The organism is Alkalimonas mucilaginosa, assembly GCF_036327005.1.
Lineage (GTDB): Bacteria > Pseudomonadota > Gammaproteobacteria > Enterobacterales > Alteromonadaceae > Alkalimonas > Alkalimonas mucilaginosa.
The window spans coordinates 83,392-102,996 of sequence record NZ_JAUGZK010000001.1; the positions used below are offsets into that span (position 1 = coordinate 83,392).

19 protein-coding genes and 1 other RNA gene are annotated in these 19,605 nt (G+C 50.1%); 10 read left to right on the plus strand and 10 right to left on the minus strand.

All coding sequences use genetic code 11. From position 1 onward, the window contains the following. Window positions 1-10: 10 nt before the first annotated feature. Window positions 11-3,049, minus strand: a complete 3,039-nt coding sequence (locus QWF21_RS00370) for a TonB-dependent receptor plug domain-containing protein (protein ID WP_330086049.1) — start codon at window positions 3,047-3,049, stop codon at window positions 11-13. Between the two features lie 420 nt (window positions 3,050-3,469). Here QWF21_RS00370 and QWF21_RS00375 point away from each other — a divergent pair, with 420 nt between their 5' ends. Continuing rightward, on the plus strand, window positions 3,470-5,764 hold the full coding sequence (locus QWF21_RS00375; RefSeq protein ID WP_330086050.1) for an ATP-binding protein: 2,295 nt from the start codon (window positions 3,470-3,472) through the stop codon (window positions 5,762-5,764). Here the strand turns inward: QWF21_RS00375 and arcA are convergent, their stop codons facing one another. Together arcA and QWF21_RS00385 are read right to left on the minus strand one after the other, a co-directional pair. Continuing rightward, window positions 5,765-6,475, minus strand: coding sequence for a two-component system response regulator ArcA (gene arcA, locus QWF21_RS00380; protein ID WP_330086051.1), 711 nt, complete (start codon window positions 6,473-6,475; stop codon window positions 5,765-5,767). A 194-nt stretch (window positions 6,476-6,669) separates the two neighbouring features. Beyond that, window positions 6,670-8,289: an ATP-binding protein gene (locus QWF21_RS00385; protein WP_330086052.1), complete on the minus strand. Its 1,620-nt coding sequence runs from the start codon at window positions 8,287-8,289 to the stop codon at window positions 6,670-6,672. 131 nt (window positions 8,290-8,420) lie between these two features. Here QWF21_RS00385 and QWF21_RS00390 point away from each other — a divergent pair, with 131 nt between their 5' ends. Beyond that, on the plus strand, window positions 8,421-8,819 hold the full coding sequence (locus tag QWF21_RS00390; protein WP_330086053.1) for a DUF3293 domain-containing protein: 399 nt from the start codon (window positions 8,421-8,423) through the stop codon (window positions 8,817-8,819). On the opposite strand, the gene QWF21_RS00395 is transcribed toward QWF21_RS00390, so the two are convergent. From QWF21_RS00395 to trmB, 3 genes are read right to left on the minus strand one after another with little or no spacing between them, the layout of a single operon-like run. Continuing rightward, a complete protein-coding gene (locus tag QWF21_RS00395; RefSeq protein ID WP_330086054.1) occupies window positions 8,802-9,122 on the minus strand; it encodes a hypothetical protein in 321 nt (106 codons plus the stop codon). The two genes, QWF21_RS00390 and QWF21_RS00395, sit on opposite strands and share 18 nt — an antisense overlap. 4 nt (window positions 9,123-9,126) lie before the next feature. Then, window positions 9,127-10,143, minus strand: coding sequence for a methyltransferase (locus QWF21_RS00400; protein ID WP_330086055.1), 1,017 nt, complete (start codon window positions 10,141-10,143; stop codon window positions 9,127-9,129). A gap of 1 nt (window position 10,144) precedes the next feature. Further along, complete coding sequence (trmB, locus tag QWF21_RS00405; RefSeq protein ID WP_330086056.1) at window positions 10,145-10,870, minus strand: tRNA (guanosine(46)-N7)-methyltransferase TrmB; 726 nt, start codon at window positions 10,868-10,870, stop codon at window positions 10,145-10,147. 131 nt (window positions 10,871-11,001) lie between these two features. On the opposite strand from trmB, the gene mutY reads away from it, so the two are divergent. From mutY to rlmM, 6 genes are read left to right on the plus strand one after another with little or no spacing between them, the layout of a single operon-like run. After that, window positions 11,002-12,042, plus strand: coding sequence for an A/G-specific adenine glycosylase (mutY, locus tag QWF21_RS00410; protein WP_330086057.1), 1,041 nt, complete (start codon window positions 11,002-11,004; stop codon window positions 12,040-12,042). Between the two features lie 49 nt (window positions 12,043-12,091). Further along, entirely contained in the window at window positions 12,092-12,364 is a 273-nt protein-coding gene (locus QWF21_RS00415; protein ID WP_330086058.1) for an oxidative damage protection protein, read from the plus strand. 42 nt (window positions 12,365-12,406) lie between these two features. Further along, window positions 12,407-13,342 (plus strand): transcriptional regulator GcvA, encoded by a 936-nt coding sequence (locus QWF21_RS00420; protein WP_330086059.1) that lies wholly within the window; start codon window positions 12,407-12,409, stop codon window positions 13,340-13,342. After that, on the plus strand, window positions 13,305-13,952 hold the full coding sequence (locus QWF21_RS00425; RefSeq protein WP_330086060.1) for an alpha/beta family hydrolase: 648 nt from the start codon (window positions 13,305-13,307) through the stop codon (window positions 13,950-13,952). Before QWF21_RS00420 ends, QWF21_RS00425 begins: the two co-directional genes overlap by 38 nt. Continuing rightward, window positions 13,937-14,311, plus strand: coding sequence for a DUF423 domain-containing protein (locus QWF21_RS00430; protein WP_330086061.1), 375 nt, complete (start codon window positions 13,937-13,939; stop codon window positions 14,309-14,311). Before QWF21_RS00425 ends, QWF21_RS00430 begins: the two co-directional genes overlap by 16 nt. Next, a complete protein-coding gene (rlmM, locus tag QWF21_RS00435) occupies window positions 14,308-15,381 on the plus strand; it encodes a 23S rRNA (cytidine(2498)-2'-O)-methyltransferase RlmM (protein WP_330086062.1) in 1,074 nt (357 codons plus the stop codon). Before QWF21_RS00430 ends, rlmM begins: the two co-directional genes overlap by 4 nt. Before the next feature lie 71 nt (window positions 15,382-15,452). Here rlmM and ssrA read toward each other — a convergent pair. Together ssrA and smpB are read right to left on the minus strand one after the other, a co-directional pair. Continuing rightward, window positions 15,453-15,813: a transfer-messenger RNA gene (ssrA, locus tag QWF21_RS00440) on the minus strand. A gap of 156 nt (window positions 15,814-15,969) precedes the next feature. Beyond that, a complete protein-coding gene (smpB, locus tag QWF21_RS00445; RefSeq protein WP_330086063.1) occupies window positions 15,970-16,449 on the minus strand; it encodes an SsrA-binding protein SmpB in 480 nt (159 codons plus the stop codon). Window positions 16,450-16,554: 105 nt separating this feature from the next. On the opposite strand from smpB, the gene QWF21_RS00450 reads away from it, so the two are divergent. After that, window positions 16,555-16,998, plus strand: coding sequence for a type II toxin-antitoxin system RatA family toxin (locus QWF21_RS00450; RefSeq protein ID WP_330086064.1), 444 nt, complete (start codon window positions 16,555-16,557; stop codon window positions 16,996-16,998). Next, window positions 16,991-17,341, plus strand: a complete 351-nt coding sequence (locus QWF21_RS00455; RefSeq protein WP_330086065.1) for an RnfH family protein — start codon at window positions 16,991-16,993, stop codon at window positions 17,339-17,341. Before QWF21_RS00450 ends, QWF21_RS00455 begins: the two co-directional genes overlap by 8 nt. A gap of 88 nt (window positions 17,342-17,429) precedes the next feature. Here the strand turns inward: QWF21_RS00455 and QWF21_RS00460 are convergent, their stop codons facing one another. Together QWF21_RS00460 and recN are read right to left on the minus strand one after the other, a co-directional pair. Continuing rightward, on the minus strand, window positions 17,430-17,789 hold the full coding sequence (locus QWF21_RS00460) for an outer membrane protein assembly factor BamE (RefSeq protein WP_330086066.1): 360 nt from the start codon (window positions 17,787-17,789) through the stop codon (window positions 17,430-17,432). 62 nt (window positions 17,790-17,851) lie between these two features. Continuing rightward, window positions 17,852-19,519, minus strand: coding sequence for a DNA repair protein RecN (gene recN, locus QWF21_RS00465; protein WP_330086067.1), 1,668 nt, complete (start codon window positions 19,517-19,519; stop codon window positions 17,852-17,854). Between the last annotated feature and the right edge of the window lie 86 nt (window positions 19,520-19,605).

The window sequence follows — 19,605 nt, forward strand, 5'->3', positions numbered from 1 at the left end:
AGATTGCTTCTTAGAAGAAGTAAGTAAAGGATAAACGATAACTGCGGCCCATGGCATTGTGATTGATGGAATCAAAGCCACGGCTGCTGCCGAATACCCGTGGTGGGTCCCGATCAAGCAAGTTGTCGATGCTCAGATTAATGGCGGCGTTGTCAAAGTCGTAGCCGACGCTGGCCCGCAGGGTGGTCCAGGATGCTACTTGACGGTTACCATCAGCATCTAGCTCACCTAAGTCTTCCAGCTCCCAGATATTACGACGGCTCAAACGGCCAATATCATCTTGGTAGGAAGAGGTATAGAGTGCAGTTAACCCCAGAAATAAGTCATCGTTACGCCAGGAGACACGGGCACTACCAATATTACGGGGATAGCGGTAAGTTCCAACCAGCGACTCAATTTCATCTGAGCCTGCTTTGTTGCGCTTAAACGACAAGTAGTTGGTCCAGTCGATATCCAGGCCTAAACGGCCGCCGGCAAAGTCCAGTGTGTGCTTAAAGCTGATATCCAGGCCTTTAACCTCTTGCTTACCAACGTTTTCTAACTGAATCACATGATCACGCATCAAAGGTAAAACATTATCCCGTGGCTCAACCGCCTCGATAAATGCAGCCAGGATCTCACTTAGGCTGGCACCTTGTTGATCAATACGCAAACCGGACCCATCGGTCACATTGCAGACCGATGGGGTGTAGGCAATGCCTGTTTGTCCTTGAGGGACCAGGCCACAATGACGCACAGATGCATCGGTAATTGTTCGGGCCAACATGGCCGTCATATCGGTATCAACCAGCCGTTTGTGATCAAACTGCCAGTAATCGACGGTGATGGTGGTATCGCGGCTTGGGCTCCAGGCTAGTCCCAAACTGATCGATTCAGATGTTTCAGCTTGCAGGTCCGGGTTACCCAGCTCGAGCACATTGGGGCTGCTGCTAAAGTTCTGACCATCACAGTACAAGTCCGATACGGTTTGGTTGGCAGAGCAATCGTAAGTGGCGGTGGTCGTGCGAAGTTGTACACCGGCCTGAGTCAATGAGGGAGCCCGGAACGAGGTGGCCCAGGAACCACGCAGGATAAGCTCATCGACCGGACGCCAGGTCAGACCTACTTTCGGGTTGAAAGTACCGCCAAAGTCGTTGTAGTGATCGTAGCGACCGGCTGCAAGCAGCTCAACCCGCTCGGCCAGTGGCGCATAGATTTCGGCAAAAGCCGCTGCTTGGTTACGGCTGGCAGCAGACAAACTGGAACCAAAACCAAATACATCGACCAGGTAGTCATTTTCAAAGCGTGCTCTGGCATTCAGCGATGGCGTATCGGTAATTTTTTCCCGGCGCAACTCCAGGCCAAGTGCTGCGCTGACAAAGCCGTGTTGCACTTCAAACAATTCGCCACTGAAGCGAGCATCCCAGCCTAATACCGTGCTTAATCCTTTACGGGTTGGCACCTCTTGTGCCAGAGCAAGCTGGGCATCATTGGTGGCATCACCGACCAGGAATGGATTGAAATAACCGAGCAGCTCGGCTCCTCCGCTGCAACTCATGGTGTCGGTATCGGCATTGTAACTGGAAATTTGTCCATCTGAGCAAAGCTCACCACCTAAAGCAGCATGGAGTTTGTAGCGGTTGTAGATGCCCCGGCTGGCCTCTTGATTCGAGCTTGAGCGGGAATAGGTAAGTGCAGTTTCCCAATCCCAGTGGCCGACTTCGCCTTGCAGTCCACTGACCAATCGGAAGGATCTGGATTTGATATCAATAGTACGAGGATCATTAAAGCGCGCATCAAAACCAAGGCCATAACCAACCCAGCGATCGTGGATAGGGGTGTCGAAGAAGTCATCCCAGACCAGATCAAAGTCTTCAGTAGCAATGTATTTAGGGGCTCCAGCAACACCGGCTAAAAAGTCTGGGTTGATGGCTGGCATAAAGAAAGCGCCATTGGTGTCACGAAAGATATCCAAAGTTGACAAGTGAGCCATGGGCCCTTCCGCATCGTTCACCTGGTCGATGGGAGCTGGGCTTGAAAACGCAGAAGACTTTGTTTCACTAAAGAAAAAGTCGGTGCTCCAACGCACTTTGCCTAGTTCAACATTGAACATAAAACCAGCGGAAGCGCTTTTGAAAGGAGATGTCAGAACATCATCCTGATTTGGGTAGTATGCACAAATTAGTTCATCAAGCTCAGTTTCTGTCAGCTCATTGCTACAGCGAGGATTTACTTCGTATTGATCGCCTGCTCCCCGAGGTTGAAAGTAGCCGCCGGGCCCTATGCGGCCAATGTAAGTGTAATAAATATTTGCGCCGTCCTGTAGTTTGGGTAAATACGAATAGTTGCTGACCAGTGCCGGATCACGGGTAAAACTGCGATCCTGCGCGGTCAGCATTTTACGGTCAAAGTAATCCGCAAAAACGGTCAGGTTACCGCCAGCGACCTGACGGCCGATTACAAAGTTAACATTGGCTCGGCCATCATTGCTCGAAGCGGTGCTGTTGCCATAGCTCAGGTTTAGCTCAGCGCCGTCGTAATCACTTTTTAAAATGTAGTTGATAACACCGGCTACTGCATCAGCACCGTAAATGGCGGATGCACCGGTGGCCAGTATTTCAACCCGCTCAATGGCAGCCAGGGGAATGCTGTTGATATCGACAAAGTTCTGGGTGCCAGCCGCAAATGAAGAGGCTGCCACCCGGCGACCATTGATCAGAGTCAGCGTCGAAGCCGGGCCAAGACCACGCAATGACGCGGCAGCCTGGCCACCAGGGGTGGAGGTGGAGGTGGCGCCACTTTCAGATGTGGAGAAGGTACCGCTACCGCCACGTACCTGTCCGAGATCACGCAGCAATTCATAAATATCGCTGGCACCAGAGTTTTTAATATCCTCATTGGAAATCACTACCAAAGGCTGAGTACCTTCCAGATCGACCCCACGGATACGGGAGCCGGTGACTTCAATTCGTTCAACCTTTGCTTCGCCGATGGTTTGCTCATCAGCAAACAAGGAGCCTGAAACCAGAGCTGAAGCAATAGCTGTTGCTAATACAGAGATTTTACGCATGATGTTACACCTGTGCTGCTCGAGCACCAGACACAACGACTGACCGGTATAGCAATACACAGGCAGACAAGCGACTGGCGTCGAAAATTTTATTGTTAATATAGGTAAAATTTAGTGGGCAGGAACCAATAACACCTGCCGGTCAAAGGCTGACCGGTTGTGCTATTCGTTAAACCACTCAGAGAGGTAGTAAGACGAATAGTGATATGAACTAAGCTGTACGGCTTTTTTCAGCATATCGCTACCCTGGAACAAAAATGCGTCAAATACTGTCCTATAGGTTTATCTCTAATTGGCAAGGAAGTCAATACAGGATACTCTAGGCGACGATAAAAAATAATCACAAAAACAGCCCAATCCCATCCGATAACCAATAAAATGAAGCCATGAAGTCAGTACATAAAATCAAAAGAGGCCTCTATGGCAGTTGAACCTGTTCACCCGATGGTGAAAGGACTGGCAATACGCTTGCGTCAGTGGGGCTGGTTGAAGCTGATGGCGTTGGTGCAGTTGTTTGTGGTGATGGCGGCAGTATTGCTTGCACTGGGGATATCTTTTTTGCTGGAGTCCCGCATTCACTGGGATACTGTCCATGCTGTGCTTTTGCTGGCGATGTTGTTAGGACCTCTGGTGCTGGCCTTGGTGTTTTATCTGATTGAACAACTGGATGCTACGCTCTTGTACCTGGAGGACTCCAGTCATCAGGAAAAAGTTTTGAATCAGCATTTGCAGGAAAATATTCGTCAGTTAAATTTTGAAATAGAAGAACGTAAAAAAGCGTTTCAGGCGAAGCGGCGAGCCATTGATGAGTTACGAAAAGAGATTTTAGAGCGAAAGAAAGCACAGCAAGAGCTGGAAGAGCAAACGTTGTTGATCCGCTCTATTGTGGATAGTTCGCCCGATTTATTCTACTACCGGGATGAAACCGGACGCTTTGCATTCTTCAATAAAATGTTTGAAGCCATTATGGGCAAATCCTCCAGTGCCTTGCTAGGTAAGCACCCCTCGGATATTTTCAACGACGATAGCGCACCTTCTGCGATTTTGAGTGATCATGAAGTAACGGCACAACAATCTGAGCTTATTCTCGATGTTGAATTTACCGATAGTAAAGGTCAGAGCCTCTGGTTTGAAATGCGGAAAGTACCATTTTTCGATAAGCAAGGGCGTTACATAGGTTTACTTGGATTTGGTCGGGATATTACATCGCGTAAACTTGCCGAACAGGCTTTGGAGAAAGCCTATCAGGATAAAGGAAAATTTATTGCCACCCTAAGTCATGAACTGCGTACGCCTTTAAATGGCATTGTAGGCTTGACCAGGCGCTTGCTCGACAGCGACTTGACTGAAGTGCAGCGTAGCTGGGGGCAGACTATTTTTACCAGTGCTGAAACTCTGGGTAATATTTTTAACGATATTATCGATCTGGATAAAATTGATCGGCAAGATCTTGATATCTTATATCAGAGCGTTGAATTAAACAGCTTCGTTATTGATATTCAGAATTTCGCAGAGTTGATTTGCCAACAAAAAGGACTGGAATTTGAGCTGGACGCGCAGATACCGGCAGATTGCTATTTGCAGCTGGATCCAACCCGGGTTCGTCAGGTGTTATGGAACCTGATTAATAATGCCGTTAAATTTACCAGTCAGGGAAAAATCCGCCTTTATTGTGAGCTGTTGCAACATGAAACCAACCAGTTGCTGTTGCAAGTGATAGATACCGGCATAGGGATCAGCCTGCATGAACAGTCCCGCATCTTTGATATGTATTATAAATCAAGCGATGGCCGGCGGTTAAGTGTGGTGGGTTCTGGCATTGGCTTGTCGGTGTCCAAAGCTTTGGTGGAAGCGATGGAAGGACAACTCAGTTTGCAAAGTAAAGTAGGTGAGGGCAGTTGTTTCGAGATTCTGTTACCAACCCGGATGGCAAGCCGCCCGGAGCAAGAGCGGATTGATTGTCCTGAGCTTACGATTTTGTTGGTGGAGGATGTGCCTTTGAATGCAGATATTGCCATAAGTTTACTTGAACAACGCGGGCATACTGTAATTCATGCTGAAACTGGCGAAGATGCGCTAGCATTACTGGAAACTGAAGATGATCTGGATCTGGTGTTGCTGGACATGCAGTTGCCGGATATGACCGGTGACCAAATTGCCCGCATTATGCGCCAGGAAATGCATTTAAAAAATATTCCTATTGTGGTGTTAAGTGCCAATGTTCGCAAAGCAGAAGAACAGTTAAATGGGATCCGTATCGATGGTTCCTTAGCTAAACCTATCAACACCAATAACCTTGATCAATTACTTGCCCAGCTGTTTTCGCCCAGTGCGGTGAAAACAGCCTCTGCAAAGCCGGTATACGACTCGGATTATATGCTGGATCTGGCTATCCTTGATGACTATATGAACTCTCTTGGCAAAGAGACCATGCTGCGTAGTGCTAAGCTATTTGCCCAACTCTTGCCAGGCTACATCAATAAAATGCTGGAAGAAGCCGTGCATCAGGATCTGGAACAATTTCAGGATGCAGCTCATACCTTAAAAGGTGCTGCTGCTTCGGTTGGTTTGCAGTGGGTACAACGACAAGCGAAGAAGTATGAGGCTCTGACTGAGCCGAACTGGCCTCAGCTTGAACGCCAGTTGGTAGACTTTCATTTAACAACAGAGCGGCACTTGGCCGCTCTGTACGATTACCTGGAACAGCACAGCTAATTAGTCTTTGTCGATGTTACCAACAAAGCGGTAGCCTTCACCATGGATGGTGCTGATTAACTCTGGTGTATCCATATCCGTTTCAAAGTGCTTACGAATGCGGCGGATGGTGACATCCACAGTACGATCATTCGGGCGTAACTCACGACCGGTCATATGGCGGATCAATTGCTCCCGGGTAAAGATTTTTCCCGGAGTATCCAGCATCAGACGCAGAGCGCGGTATTCGCCTTTTGGTAAGCGACGTGACTCACCTTTTGGCGATGTCAGGTTACGGCTGTTTTCATCCAGGGTCCAACCATTGAAGGTTACAACACTTTTGTGCTCTTCCACGACCGGCTGGGCAACCGTGCGGTTTAACAGGTTACGCGCCCGAATGGTCAGCTCGCGTGGATTGAATGGCTTGGTCAGATAATCATCGGCACCGATTTCCAGGCCAAGGATGCGATCAACTTCACTGTCGCGGCCTGTCAGGAAAATCAGACCAATTTTTTCTTTCTGGCGTAACTCACGGGCCAAGATCAAGCCATTTTTGCCTGGCAGATTAATATCCATAACGATCAGGTTGACTTTATTGTCAGCCAGTCGCTGGTTCATTTCTTCACCGTTGATGGCTTCAATCACATCGTAGCCTTCACCCTGAAACAGGCTGACCAGGTTTAAGCGGGTAACTTCTTCATCTTCAACTATTAGAACGACAGGGGTCTGCATACAATTAACCTTATGTGAACTGTGTTTAAATTAATGACTCAATGCGATGCTTTGATATGACAGAACATTGTCAATTAGTGTTCAATTATAGCTTTACTTCCCTTTGTTAACAAGTGGTTTTGTTAACATTTAGCGCTTCTAAATAATTGGGCCATTCTTTGGGTGTATAGTCATTTTAAATCAGTAAGTTATAATTATTTATTTTTTCTAATCAGTACAGGGAACTCAATAAAAACGTGCACACCTTCGCCAATTGAGCTTTCCAATTGAATTTTGCCTCGCAATGCCTGAGTCACCAGGTTGTAGACTAAATGCAAGCCTAAACCGCTGCCACCCTCGCCACGTTTGGTGGTGACAAAAGGATCAAAGATACGCTTGCGAATTTGCTCTGGTACCCCAGCGCCATTATCCTGATACATTAATTGGCAGTGATTGTTCTCTATGGCAACGGTGATAATAATTTTTCCTTGTACACCATCGGCAAAAGCGTGGATCAGGCTGTTCATAATCAGATTAATTAAGATTTGATTGATAGGCCCCGGTTTGCTCTCAAGCCACAGATCATCAGCGCAATTAATGATGACTTCATGCTCTGTTTTTTTCAGGTTGGGTCGCAGGGACAGCAGTACCTCCTGAATGAGTTGCAGCATATTAAACTCGCGGGCACTATCACTGGATTGATCTACTGCGACTTGTTTAAAGCTACGGATCAGGCTGGCTGCCCGTTCCAGATTACGATAAACAATCCCCAGGTTTTCATGAGACTCCGCCAGAAAGCGGTTTAACTGAGTAGAGGTTAATTGTTTATTCTGGAATTTTTGTTCAATGACTTTCAATCGGTCCTGCAACAAGGTCGAGGCCGTAATACCAAGGCCTATGGGGGTATTCACTTCATGGGCAATACCCGCAACCATTTGGCCCAGACTGGACATTTTCTCTGTTTCGACAATTTGGCTCTGATACTGATGCAGGGTTTCCAACGTATTCAGCAGCTCCTGATTTGACTCTTTTAATGCCTGAGTACGTTCAGAAATTTTTTGTTCCAGGCTTAGGTTCAATTTACGTATTTCCTGCTCGGCACTTTGTAACTTGTCAAATTGACGTTCAATCTTTTCCAACATCAGATTCAGAGCTTTACTAAAGGATTCGATTTCATCTAAATTTGTTTCTGCTGCCCGTATGCTGAAATCCTGCGTTTTGGTGATGTTTTGCACCTGAAGCAATAAGGTTTCTATTGGTTTGGTCAGCCAGAGCTGCAACCGGTTAGCTGCAACAAATGCGCTTAAAAGTGCCAGAGTTGCAATGATGATATCGGTTAAAACCCGGTTTTGGGTATAACCGGATATCTCGGCTTTATTTGCTCTGAGGTAGGCATAACCTATCACTTGCTGCAAATGCTCAATAGGCACCATCATCTCAAGATAATGCGGGCTTTGAACCAGCGACTGCAGTTGCTCAATCCGATGAAATTGGGTTGGATGCGGGCCAACGGTTTGCCTGTTGTAGCTGGTAAAAAAAAATGGCTCCTGGCTGTCAGGATCCATACGATAGATATGAATATTATTGATGGTTGGGACGGCTGCAAATGCTTTTAACTGGCGCTCCAACGCATCGCTGTCTTTATGATACAGTCCCGATGAGGTACTGTTTGCAATGATGGTGGCATACGCCTGCAACTGATGCTGTAGCTTCTTATGTTGGGTATTGATATCGTGTAAGCCGGATATAACAAGTGATGCAATTAATGTCAGGCTGCAGATCAGCATCACAATGCCAATGAGCATACCTTTTATTGAAAAAGTTCTTTGCATCATAGAGTTGTCATATCCAAGGCCAGCATGGGATGCTAGTATTTACCTGACTATGATGTTATGCAGAAAACCACAATTACGCAAACCGGTACTCTGCTTTTTTAGCTGGGGCCTGCATTCGGAGTGATGGCGCAATGATGGACCTGTGGCAACTTAATCAGAATGTTGTATTTATCAGTTATCAACCTTTTGCCGCTGAAAATAGCTTTTCCATCATCAGTGTGGCTAATCCCGCCGGTAAGCTTGCGGAGCCCGGTTTAAATCACTGCCGTAATATGGCATTTGCAGCATGCCTGCACGACACCTCGCTACGTTACCGCCAGATCATAGGTGCATCGGTCGACTTGACATTTCAGGAGGCCAGCTGGGCAGTATTTTGTAGCCGGGCGCAGGCGTTACAATATGCTTTGGCCTGGCAGCAAAATGCTATCTACTGGGTCGAACAGGGGGAGCTGTGGTTACTGCCTGTTTTGCTGCAAGGTGAGCCCATAGCTTTGGGGCAGTTTGAGCAACGTTTAATCCTCGCGTCGTAATATACGCAGTATGGGTTCCAGCTCCATACCCAGTTGTGCTTCCAGTTGTCGCCTGTCCATGCGTTGACGGATTTGTGCCACTTCCGATCCCGGTTGTTGTAAAAATGGCTGAAAATCGGTTACACAGATACAGCGGACTCCAGCCGTTGGCTGATCAGGCAAATGCATCAGCCGATACAGCTGATGCGGGCAAGGGGTGGTTCGGTTAGGCTGTTGCAGGCAAGTTTCCGTTCCCGTTGTGGCAACGGCTGAGAAAATCAGCCCATACAGCCCTGCCCCCAGCAATACTGCCCTAACAGCCATAGCGTTATTTCCTCGTTTTCAAACACTGGTAAATGGTAAACCCATGCTCCTGTGCCAGTATAGTACAATGGCCAAAGCTTTCCTGCAGCCAGCTCTGGTAAGGCAAATGATTGTTGGCAACCAAGGTCAGGCTGCCCCCAGGTACTAACCTGTCGGGACAAGCGCGAATAAAGCTTTCAGCAATGCTGTAGTCTGTTTTTTGGCCGGTGTGAAAGGGCGGGTTGCTGACAATATGCTCAAATTGAGCAGGAGCTTCTGGCAAACCATCTGCCGCCAGCACGGTACCAGACAGCTGGTTGGCTGCCAGGGTCGCTTCCGTCGCGGCAGTAGCCAGTGTACTGACATCGGAGGCATACAGCTCAATTGCCGGCTGGCTTGCTTTTAGGTAAGCCCCGATTACACCGGAGCCGCAGGCAAAGTCCAGCACCTTGCCAGATTGAATGTGTGTCAGATGTCGCAGCAATAAGGCAGTGCCTTGATCCAGGCTGCCATGGTTGAATACTCCAGGGTAGGAGTGCATGCGCAATTGAATACTATTTACTGTGACATCAAAGGTTTGGGCTTTGATAGCGCAGTCTGCCGGGCGACCATTGACTACAAACCAGAGCGCATGGCGGGCATTGTCCAGTTTATGGGCGCTAAGCCCGCTGTTTTGCAGCTGTTTGGGCAGTGTCTTGATACCGCTTTTATTGTCACCTACTACAAAAATATCAGCATTTTCAGCCAGCATCGGTTGCAACTGCTGCAGCATTAAAGTCAGTTGCTCTTTACTTTTCGGGTAAAACAGTACGGCTGTCTGAAAGCGCTCAGAAAAGTCAGGTTTAAGCCCTGTACTACAGCGGTAGCCGGCCTGTTGCCAACGTGAGGCTACAGTTACCTGGCTGCTGAATACAGCAACCTGTTGACGGCAGCTGGCGGGCAACTGGCCAGCCAGTTGGTCCAGAGGTGGTTCCATCAACAGGCTGGAGCCGGCTAAATCGGCCAGGTTACGCAGCAGCATCTGGCTGGCAGAACTTAACATCTTAGTGCTCCCGCTTAAACATCAGATCCCAGACACCATGACCAAGCTTTTTACCGCGCAGCTCAAACTTGGTGATTGGGCGATGCGCCGGGCGCCCGACATAATCGCCGCTGGCCGACAGGTTGCTAAAACCTTCTGCCGCCTGCATGACTTCCAGCATATGTTCGGCGTAATGCTGCCAATCGGTTGCCATGTGAAAAACGCCACCTATGGCAAGCTTGTGTCGCAGTTGCTGCACAAAGTCGGCTTGGACAATTCGGCGTTTGTGGTGTTTTTTCTTCGGCCAGGGATCCGGAAAAAATAACTGGATAGTGGCCAGGCTGTGATCTGGGATCATTTGGGCCAAAACTTCGACGGCATCGTGTTGAAAAACCCGCAGGTTGCTGATGTCGGCTGTTGCAGCATCGGCCAGGCAGGCGCCAACACCTGGGCGGTGTACTTCAATACCGATAAAGTTTTTTTCCGGAGCGGCGGCTGCCATTTGTACCAGGGACTTACCCATGCCAAAACCGATTTCCAATACTGTATCGGCCTGGCGACCAAACAAAGCAGCTAAATCCAGCAGCTCGGGCTGGTAATCAACGCCCAGGGTAGGCCAATGCTGTTCCAGCGCCAGCTTTTGTGCCTTGGTTAAGCGACCTTCCCGCAGCACAAAGCTACGAATTTTACGCATATAAGAGGTGGTTTCTGCGCTTTCGTCAGCGGCTGTAGTTGGCTGTTCGCTCATGGCGGGCTCCGGCATTGCAATAAGGGCGCGTATTATCGGTGTTCTGAAGCAGAAGCTCAACCCGCTTTTTTCCACCATAGCCGGGCTTTACCGGGCTGGGGTATACTAGCGGGCAATACTATGGAGGCTGTGTGCAGAGTACTGATTTATCCGATGTTCATCCGTTTGGTGCCGGGCGGTTTGCCGCTTTGGTGATTGGCTGGCAACAGCAGCAAGGGCGGCATGACTTGCCCTGGCAGCTTGATATTACGCCTTACAAGGTGCTGGTTTCCGAGTTGATGCTGCAGCAAACCCAGGTTGCAACCGTGATCCCCTATTTTGAGCGTTGGTTACAGCGCTTCCCAACCATTGAGGCTTTGGCCATGGCCGGGCAAGACGAAGTGATGGGGCTATGGCAGGGGCTTGGTTATTATGCCCGGGCCCGTAATCTGCACAAGGCAGCGCAGGCCATTGCTGCACGTGGCAGCTTCCCTGATGATCTGCACAGCTTACAGCAAATACCCGGAATTGGCCGCTATACCGCCGGCGCTATTCTATCCTTTGCCTACGACAGCTATGGTCCAATTGTCGATGGTAATGTACGCCGGTTATTTTGCCGTTTGTTTGCCTTAGAAGGCTATGCCGGCCAGAGCCGGCTGGAAAAGCAGCTATGGCAATTGGCCGAACAGTTAACTCCAACACAGCACAACCGCCGCTTTGCCCAAGGATTATTGGATTTAGGGGCTACGCTTTGCACGGCCCGTCAGCCTGATTGCGACAGTTGTCCGTTACAGTCTGGTTGCCAGGCCTATGCGTTGCAGCAAGTAGAACAATTTCCAATGCCAAAGCCGAAAAAAGCTAAGCCGAGCCGGCAGGGCCATTTTCTATGGGTACAACAGCAAGGTCAGTTGTTGCTGGAGCAGCGGCCGGATAAAGGCATTTGGTCTTCGTTACTAACCTTGCCAGAGGTGGAACCGGAGCACCCGCTGTTGCAACAGGCTAAGCCGATAGGCAGCTTTCGTCACCAGTTCAGTCACTATCAGTTGGATGCGACCATCTGGCAGCCACAATTGCAGGTGCAAGAGACAGCGCAGCATGGCTGGTATGCCAGTCGGCAACTGGCCAACATTGCCTTGCCGGCCCCCATTCGGAAGTGGATTGAACAGCAGTTAAAGCAATCTGATCTGGATTAAGATAAACTAAGTGGAACTAGCAGGTTAAGACAGCTGAAGAGGCGTTGTGATGTCACGTATCGTTTATTGTCAGTATTTAAAAAAAGAAGCCGCCGGCCAGGATTTTCAGTTGTATCCGGGCGAGTTGGGCAAAAGAATCTTTGACTCGATCAGCAAAGAGGCCTGGACTTTGTGGCAAGTCAAGCAAACCATGCTGATCAATGAGAAGAAGCTCAATATGATGGACCCTGAGCACCGCAAACTACTGGAAGTTGAAATGAAAGCTTTCTTGTTTGAAGGCAAAGAGGTTGCTATTGAAGGCTATACACCGCCAAAAAGCTGATGCGGCTTTTTCCATCGGATTTATGGGAGACCTGGCCAAGCCATGGCGCGACGATTACCCCCGCTGAATGCTTTAAAAGCTTTTGAATCGGCAGCCCGGCATCTGAGCTTTACCCGTGCCGCCGAAGAGCTGTTTGTAACCCAGGCAGCTATCAGCCATCAAATTAAAGCACTGGAAGAGCATCTGGGACTGAAGTTGTTCTTACGAAAAAACCGCTCCTTGCTACTGACGGAAGAAGGGCAAGGGTATTTTCAGGATATCCGGGAAATCTTCCTGCAACTGCACGATGCCACCGAAAAGCTATTGGCGCGTGGTGCTAAAGGCTCACTAACGGTTAGTATGCAGCCTAGCTTTGCCATTCAGTGGCTGGTACCCAGGCTAAATTTGTTTAGTGAACGGCATCCGGATATTGATGTGCGGATTAAAGCGGTCGATCAGGACGAAGGCTCGTTAACGGATGATGTGGATGTAGCTGTTTACTATGGCCGTGGCAACTGGCGTAATCTGCGCTCAGACAAGCTGCAGGCTGAGTATCTGTTGCCGGTTTGCTCGCCATTACTGCTAAGCTCAGGCAAGCCGTTAGCAGAAGTCACGGATTTGCGCTTTCATAACCTGTTGCACGATGGCTCGCGCAAAGCCTGGAAATCCTGGTTTGCCAGCCAGGGCTACAAACACTTTAACGTCAACCAGGGGCCAATTTTTAGCCACTCCTCCATGGTATTGCAAGCCGCTATTCATGGCCAGGGTGTTGCTTTGGCTCATAATGTACTGGCCCGTCCGGATATTAGCTCGGGCCGTTTAATGGTGCTCTTTAATCATGTGCTTTTGTCCAAAGATGCCTACTACCTGGTGTGCCGGGAAAGTCAGGCCGACCTGGGAAAAATCACCGCCTTTCGCCAATGGTTAACTGCTGTAGTGCAGCAAGAGCAGGAACAATTTAATGAGCAGCAATTTACCAATGCCGTCGCCGTTGATTGAGCGTCCGCAGCAGCCAATAGCTCGTCTGCTGTTGGCGCATGGTGCAGGTGCTGGCATGCAAAGCGACTTTATGCAGTGGTTGACGAGTGCCTTGGTGGCTCAGAATATCGAAGTATGGCGTTTTAATTTTCCGTACATGCAGCAGCAAGTTGTGGAGCAAAAAAAACGACCGCCAAACCCTATGCCGGTATTGCTGCAAGACTTTCGGGATGTGCTTGCGCAGTGCCCTTCGGATCTGCCGCTTTTTATTGGGGGTAAATCCATGGGGGGGCGGGTTGCTTCCATGCTGGCTGTTGATGCGAGCTTGCCAATGGCCGGTGTACTGGCATACGGCTATCCATTTCACGCCCCGGGTAAGCAGCAATATCGTACCGGGCATTTTAATGAACTGAGTAAACCTTTGTTGATCCTGCAAGGTCAGCGCGATACCTTTGGTCATCAGCAGGAGATGGCAGGCCAGCATTGGCCGTCTGTCGCCTTGCATTGGCTGAACGATGGTGATCACAGCTTTAAGCCTCGGAAAAAAAGTGGCTACAGCCAGGAGCAACTGATCGTGGAGGCGGCTGCGGTGACCCGGCGCTGGATGGAGAAACTATGCTGTATAAAATAAGCTTCAGTCTGGCGGCTGTGTATGGTGCGGCTGTGGTAGGGCTATCGGCTGTTACCATGCACCTTGGTTTACAGCGACTAGATGCTGCTGAACTGAGCGTGGTGATCAGTGCGCTGTCGATGCTGGCGCTGCATACAGTGGCTATTCTGGCGGTGTCAGCCCGCCCCGCAGCTGGGCGACTGCTTGCTGCTACCTTGCTGTGTTGGCATTTGGGTAGCTGGCTCTTTGTATACACTTTAATGGCTGGTGCCTGGTTGTTGCCACTGCATTTTAGCCGGTTAGCACCTATAGGTGGACAATTAATGATCCTGGGTTGGCTGCTGCTTGCCATCAGCCCCTGGTTTGGGAAACGCGCATGAAGCAATTATTGCTCTACTGTCGCTCTGGTTTTGAAAAAGACTGTGCGGCTGAAATTCAGGACAAAGCAGCTCAGCACGATGTGTTTGGCTATTGTAAGCTCAGCAACCACAGTGCTTATGTCATTTTTGAAGCCTATGATGGCGAAGCCCTGGTGCACTTCTTTCGCACTTTTTCTTTAACACAATTGGTGTTTTCCCGTCAGTGGTGTTTGCTGCTGGAGCCTTTATTAGAGCTGCAGCCGCATGATCGTGTCAGTACCGTGCTGGAGGCGGCGGCAAACCATGAGCTACAGGGCTGCGGTCAACTGCGGGTGGAATATCCGGAAACCAATGACGGCAAAACTTTATCGACTCTGGCTCGAAAACTGACGGTGCCGCTGCGGTTGGCGCTCCGTAATCAGGGGGCTTTAACGGCCAAAGAGCGGGATGATAAGCCGGTCCTGCATTTGTTCTTACTCTCCGGCAGTGAGGCCATGCTGGGGCTGAGCTATCCGAAAAATAACAGCCCGCTGGAAAATGGCATTATGCGGTTAAAGTCGCCCAAGGATGCGCCCAGCCGCAGTACCTTAAAGCTGGAAGAAGCCTTTTTAACCTTTATTCCGGCCAGTGAGCGGCCGCAGCGGCTGGCGTCTGGTATGAATGCGGTGGATTTAGGAGCCAGCCCGGGGGGCTGGACTTACCAACTGGTGCGGCGCAGCATGATGGTGACCGCCATCGACAATGGCCCGATGGATCCGGCGCTGATGGAAACCGGTCAGGTCAAGCATCTGCAGGTTGATGGCTTTAAATTCCAGCCGGCCAAGCAAAATGTCTACTGGCTGGTGTGCGATATGATAGAGAAACCTGATCGGGTGGCGATGCTGATGTGCGATTGGCTGAGCAATGGCTGGTGCCAGGAAAGTATCTTTAACCTGAAACTGCCGATGAAAAAGCGCTACGAGATGGTGGAGCAGGTGCTGGAACAGGTGCATCTGCGTTTGCACGAAGCCGGCATCCGCTATCAGTTGCAGGCTAAGCACTTGTACCACGACCGCGAAGAAGTGACGGTGCATATTCAGCGCAAATCTTAGTGCAATGCGCGCAGTTTTGGTTCCATAGGCTAAATAAAAAAAGCCAGCTCAATTGAGCTGGCCTTCTGGTTTGGTGGAGCTGGGGGGAGTTGAACCCCCGTCCGAAAAACCTACATCCTCGGTACTACATGCTTAGCCAATTCATTTAGTTAACCCTATGAGCGCCGAATGGCAGGCTATCGTCGGGCGAGCCTGATTGGTTTTAACGTCTTGGCTCCAGGCGAAGCCGCCACGCGATCCTGTTTAGGGTGATCCCCCGTTACCTCTGCTTACAGGCATGCAAGAGCGGGAGAGCTATCTACTGCTTATTAGGCAGCGATTGCGTAGTTTTCGTCGTTTGCGACTATTGGTTTGCGGTTTTTTTACGAGGCCTACCGCACCTCGGCATGCACCTAAGAGTTCGTGAATCCCGTCGAATCCAGAATCAGCCCCGAATTCGGTAGTGATTACGCCCACTCAGCGTGTGACCGGCATTGTACGGGCTTGTCGCAAGCTGTACAAGAGATACTGCCGGTATATTGCGGGTTATTTCAACCCGTTATTAGTTAGATGAGGGCTTGCGGTCAAAGTTTCAAGCCCAAAGCGAAATTAACGATGGGTGTGTTTCATCATCCGCTCTTTTTCCCGCGCCCAGTCTTTGTCTTTTAAGTCGGAGCGTTTATCAAAGTGCTTCTTGCCTTTAGCCAGGTGGAATTCGACTTTGACCCAACAGGCTTTCCAGTACATGGCGGTTGCCACCAAGGTGTAGCCATCGCGCTCGGTCAAACCAATCAGTTTGGCCAGCTCGCGTTTTTTTAGCAGCAGTTTACGGCTGCGCTCCGGATCGCAAATCACATGGCTGGACGCACTGTTTAGTGGCTGAATTTGCGCGCCAAACAAATAGGCTTCGCCTTGTTTGATAATGACGTAGGAGTCCGACAGGTTTACTTTGCCCAGTCGAATGCTTTTTACTTCCCATCCCTGCAAACTGATACCGGCCTCAAACTTGTCTTCGAGGAAATATTCATGGCGGGCTTTTTTATTCAGCGCGATGGTACTGCTTTGAGTTTTCGGTTTCTTTTTTGTCATAGCTGTCTAGTATACGGGATCCGATGCTTGCTTTGCTATGGTCGAAGCCTTGTTGGTACGAACTTTTCTGTTACAATCTGCGACTTGCTTGTACGAGGAAAGACTATGCCACAAATAGAGCGCAGTGCATTGGTATTTTACAGTGCGCAGCAGATGTTTGATCTGGTGAATGACGTTAGTCGCTACCCTGAGTTTCTGCCCGGTTGCAAAGCTGCCAGGATTGTACGCCAAAGTGAAGCGCAAATGGAAGCCGAGCTAGAGCTTGGCAAAGCAGGCTTGGGCAAATCCTTTACCACCTTGAATCAGTTGGAAGCACCCCATCGTATTGGGATGAGCCTGGTGAATGGGCCTTTTAAAAAGCTGCAGGGTGGCTGGACCTTTACCGAGCTGCAAAGCAATGCCTGCAAAGTTGAACTGAAACTGGAATTTGAATTTAGCAGTCGTTTGGTGGAACTGGCCTTTGGCAAAATTTTTAAAGAGCTGACTGCAGCCATGGTCAATGCCTTTACCGAGCGGGCAAAACAGGTGTATGGAGCCCCGAATGTCTGACAGCATTACCATTGAAGTGGCTTATGCCTTACCGGACAAACAATCCTTGTTAACGGTGACCGTGCCGGCAGATGCCAGTGTCGAACAAGCAATCCGCTTATCTGGTATTTTGGAGCTTTATCCGGAGCTGGAGCTGGCAACGCAGAAGGTAGGGATCTGGAGCAGGGCAGTAAAGCTAGCTGATCCACTCAAAGCAGGGGATCGCATCGAATTGTACCGGCCCTTGATTGCTGATCCAAAGGAGCTGCGCCGCAAACGGGCAGAAAAAGCCAAACAGGAAGGGCGTGCCAATCAGGTCACCGGTGGCAGGCCACTCAACTCGGCTAAAGAGAGCGAAACGTAATAGTTGCTTCCGCGGCAAAGAATATTTGTTCAACCAACAAAAAACCGGCATTCAGCCGGTTTCTTTCGCGTAGATTGTAGCACTGGGCTTAGTTATCCAACGGCGTATCAAACTCTTCCGACAGCTCAAAATCACCTTCGACCTTTGCCAGCCGGCCTTCGTCAAAATGGACCACTAAGGCACGTTCCATTTTATTGCCATTACCGTACTGGATGGCGTAATAATAATGCCAGATATTGTCATCAAAACTGTTTTGCGCCACCGGGTTGCCAAGCACAAAGCGTACCTGTTCTTTGCTCATTTGCACCCGCAACTTATCAACGTCGCGTTGCTCCATGTAATTGCCCTGTGGGATATCAATCCGGTAAATCCAGCTACTGCAAGCACTTAAGGTGATCACGCTGCTAAGGATAATCAGCCATTTTGCTACTACATTCATGCTTTTCATCTTCTTGTCCGTTTCATTCACACTATCATACCTGAAGCGGCCAATAGCGTACAACCTCAGACTTAAGGTGCGCACAAAAGTTCACGGGCATTGGCCAGAGCGCTGGCACTGATGTTCTCGCCGGCCAGCAAGCGGGCAATCTCACTAACCCGCTCTTCGTCACTCAGGTTACGAATTCGGGTTTCGGTGGCAATGCCATCGGTATATTTTTCCACAAACAATTGCTGATGGCCCTGACTGGCGACTTGCGGCAAGTGGGTAATGCAGATCACCTGGCAGCGCTCGCCAAGCTGACGCAACAAGCGGCCAACACCGGCTGCGACCGGGCCACTGATCCCCACATCGACCTCGTCAAAAATGAGGGTTGGGGTGGTGATTTGATCGGCCAGAATCACCTGCACCGCCAGGCTGATGCGGGATAACTCGCCACCGGATGCGACTTTATGCAGCGGTTGCAGTGGCTGGCCTGGGTTGGTGCAGACCAGAAATTCGATCTTATCCAGCCCAAGGGCACTGGCTTTATCCAGTGGCTGCGGGCTGACTTCAATCTGGAACTGGCCATTGTGCATGCTTAGTTCATGCATGCTTTGGCTGATCATCGCACTGAGTTTTTCGGCCGCGCTCTGACGCTGCTCCGTCAGTATGGCTGCGCTTTGCTGGTAGTCGTGTTCGGCTTGTTGCAGTTGCAGGGCCAGTTCATCCAGCCGGGCATCATCACGACTCAGCGCCTGCAATTGCTCACTCAGTTCCTGATGCTGTTGATACAGTTCGTGTTCGCTGATTTGATGTTTGCGGCTCAGTTGCAGCCACTGGCTCATCCGCTCGTCTACCAGTTGCAACCGTTCTGGATCCAGCTCCAGCTTTTCGCTGTAATGCCGAAGCTCGCGGCTGGCTTCTTCAACCTGCACCAAGGCCTCGGCCAGCATCTGCTGCACCGGCGTCAAACTGCTGTCCAGCCCAGCCAGCTGTTCCAGTTGCTGGCAGGTACTGCTCAGGGCCTGATAAATGGTGGTGTCATCGCTATCGTACAGCTGGGCCAGCGCGCTCTGGCTGTCACACAGCAGCTGCTGGCCATGGCTCAGTCGGCTGTGCTCTGCTTCCAGTTCGGTAAATTCCTGCTCACCCGGTGCAAACTGATCCAGTTCGGCCACCTGATACTCCAGCAACTGCTGCTGTGCTTCACGCTGCTGACAGGCTTGTTGCAATTGCTGCTGTTCGCGCTTGAGTTGCTGCCACTGCTGCCAGTGCTGTTTGGTGTGCTGCAGGCTGTTGTTGTGGTTGGCAAAGGCATCCAGCAGCTGGCGCTGATAATCCGGCTTTAACAGCAACTGATGGGCATGTTGGCCATGGATGCTTAGCAGATGCTGGCCCAGGGCCTTCAGTTGCTGCGCCGGTACCTGCACGCCATTGATGTAGCCGCGGGAACGGCCTTCGCTGCTGATCACCCGGCGAATAATGCACTCCTGGCCCATGGCCAGATCTTGCTGCTCCAGCCATTGCTGAGCAGCTGGCAATTGACTGACATCAAAGCTGGCGACGATATCGGCTTTATCGGCACCAGGGCGAACCATTGAAGCTTCCGCCCGCTCTCCCAAGCAAAGTGCTAAGGCGTCCAGTGCAATCGACTTGCCGGCACCGGTTTCGCCGGTAATGCTGGTCATGCCCTGCTGCCAGTCCAGCTCCAGTGCACGAACGATGGCAAAATTACTGATATGAAGATGGGACAGCATAGGGCACCTCGCAAGGCTAGTTTACTGTTTAAATAGACAGTGTAAATCTATACAGTAATTTGCCATTTTGCAAGAGCACACTGCTG